The sequence below is a fragment of the Nodosilinea sp. P-1105 genome (genome assembly GCF_012911975.1).
GTDB lineage: Bacteria > Cyanobacteriota > Cyanobacteriia > Phormidesmidales > Phormidesmidaceae > Nodosilinea.
In genome coordinates this window covers 1-2,729 of the sequence record NZ_SMDQ01000142.1, presented here as the reverse complement: position 1 = coordinate 2,729, position 2,729 = coordinate 1, and the positions used below count along the sequence as shown (strand labels likewise).

Sequence of the window (2,729 nt, the reverse complement as noted above, 5' to 3'; positions counted from 1 at the left end):
CAGCAGGGGAATATCGTCAACCCGTTCTGTGATAACGGTTAGAGGAGTTTCCATAGCCCAAATCTAACCTAATTGGCTGACCTCACTCAAAAATGAGCGAACCGGGAGTTGAAGTGGGGATCTTCTTTCTTGGAAATCGCCTAAGTCTGCCAACCATTCCTGATACCTGACACCTAGCACCTGACACCCCCGATACCCTCTCTGGTTTTTCAGGAGGGCTTCCTGTTAGGGTGACTACTATCGTCACTCCAGTGCAGCTATGACCAATAGCCCGTTTCAGTATCCCTCCAGTCCCCAGCAGGATCAGGTTGATACCTACCATGGGGTCACCGTGGCCGATCCCTACCGCTGGCTAGAGGATCCCCAGTCAGAGGCTAGTCGCCAGTGGATTGAGGCCCAAAATCAGGTAACCTTCGGCTATCTGAAGCAACTGCCCGGGCGAGCGGCCATCAACCAACGGCTGACCCAATTGTGGAACTTCGAGCGTTACAGTACCCCCTTTAAGCGAGGGGGGCGCTACTTTTACTTCAAAAATGATGGTCTGCAAAACCAGAGTGTGCTCTACACCCTAACCACCCTGGAGGCCGAACCCCAGGTATTGCTGGACCCTAACACCCTGTCTGAGGATGGCACCGTCTCCCTCAGCGGCCTAGCCGTGAGTGAAAATGGAGCCTATTTAGCCTATGGCCTGTCTACGGGGGGCTCTGATTGGGTGGAGTGGTATGTGCGGGAGATTGCCACTGGCCAAGACACCGACGACCACTTGAAATGGGTGAAGTTTTCGGGGGCGTCGTGGACCCACGACCACCAGGGCTTTTTCTACAGCCGCTACGACGAACCGGACGAAACCACCAAGCTAGAGGCGGTCAACTATTACCAAAAGCTCTACTACCACCGGCTGGGCACCCCCCAAGCTGAGGATGTGCTGGTGTACGAGCGCCCTGACCAAAAGGAATGGGGCTTTGGCGGTAGCGTCACCGACGATGGTCGCTATTTAATCATTTCGGTGTGGAAAGGTACCGATCCCAACAACCTGGTGTTCTACAAAGACCTGAGTACCACCGACAGCCCAGTAGTGGAGCTCATTTCTGAGTTTGAGGCCAGCTATGGCGTGATTGACAACGATGGGTCGATGTTCTGGCTACGTACCGACCTGAATGCCCCCAAAGGCAGGCTGATTGCCATCGACTTGGCCCAGCCCGATCGCGCCCACTGGCAGGAAATTATCCCAGAAGCTGAGGACACCCTGGAGGATGTTAGCCTGCTGAACCACCAGTTTGTGGCTGACTACCTGAAAGATGCCTACACCTCCATCCGCATCTATAGCCTGACGGGGGATCTGGTGCGGCAGGTGGAGCTACCGGGTATTGGCTCGGCCGGGGGCTTTGACGGCAAGCGCAACGACACCGAAACCTTCTACAGCTTCACCAGCTTTACGGTGCCCAATACGATCTACCACTACGACATGGTGACCGGCCAAAGCACCCTCTACCGTCAGCCCCAGGTGGATTTTGATCCAGGGAACTACACGACGACCCAGGTGTTTTACACCAGTCCAGACGGTACCCGCGTTCCCATGTTCATCACCCATAAGACAGGGATAGATTTGAATGGCCAGAACCCCACTCTGCTTTATGGCTATGGGGGCTTTAGCATCTCCTTAACACCGTCTTTCTCCGTCAGCAACCTGGTGTGGATGGAAATGGGCGGGGTCTATGCCGTGCCTAACCTGCGGGGGGGCGGCGAATATGGCGAAGACTGGCACCTGGCTGGTGCCAAGCTGCATAAGCAAAATGTGTTCGACGACTTTATTGCCGCCGCCGAATGGCTAATCGCCCAGAGGTATACCAGCCCAGACAAACTGGCGATCATGGGGGGGAGCAACGGCGGACTGTTGGTGGGGGCTTGCATGACCCAGCGGCCTGATTTATTTGCCGCCGCCCTGCCAGCGGTGGGGGTGATGGATATGCTGCGGTTTAATCAGTTCACTATCGGCTGGGCCTGGGAGTCAGACTATGGCTCTCCCCAAAACGAAGTGGAATTTAAGACCCTCTATGCCTATTCGCCGCTGCATAACCTGAAGCCAGGCACGGCCTATCCCGCCACCCTGATTACCACCGCCGACCACGATGACCGGGTGGTGCCCGCCCACAGCTTTAAGTTCGCCGCTGCTTTACAAACGGCCCATGGGGGCGATCGCCCCGTGCTCATCCGCATTGAAACCAAAGCAGGTCACGGGGCTGGCAAGCCCACCGCCAAGGTGATTGAGGAAATCTCGGATAAGTGGGCTTTTTTGGCCGCGAACCTGGGCATGGAGGTGGGGTGATGGGGTGATGGGGTGATGGGGTGATGGGGTGATGGGGTGATGGGGTGATGGGGTGATGGGGTGATGGGGTGGATGGGCGCTGCCCTGAGCTTGTCGAAGGGTGGTAGACGCGTTTCGCAAGCGACATGGAACGCGAAGCGTGTGCAGCGCACGTAAGCGGCTTCCCGCAGGGTAGGGATGTCCGGTTCCCCTCTTGGGAGGCCTGCCTGTGGCATGGCTTCGCTAGCGCGTAGCGGCCCCGGAGGGGCAACTTGTCGAAGTAGGCAGGGGTGGGTTTGCGAGAATTTTGAATTTTGGATTTTGGATTTTGGATTTTGGATTGAAGCCGTAGATACTGTGTTGGCCTTGGGGTGTCAAGGGGTCGCTGCCGCTGATTTAGGTGGCAGCAACTTAGACGGGTCGT

The 2,729-nt window shown here is 56.6% G+C and carries 1 protein-coding gene; it reads left to right on the top strand.

Annotation, left to right across the window (positions count from 1 at the left end):
• Positions 1–259 precede the first annotated feature (259 nt).
• Entirely contained in the window at positions 260–2,326 is a 2,067-nt protein-coding gene (locus E1H13_RS26335; RefSeq protein WP_169617925.1) for a prolyl oligopeptidase family serine peptidase, read from the top strand.
• Positions 2,327–2,729 lie beyond the last annotated feature (403 nt).

Coding starts and splice junctions, on each gene's coding strand:
- E1H13_RS26335 (WP_169617925.1), top strand. CDS start 260: ATGACCAATAGCCCGTTTCAGTATCCCTCCAGTCCCCAGCAGGATCAG.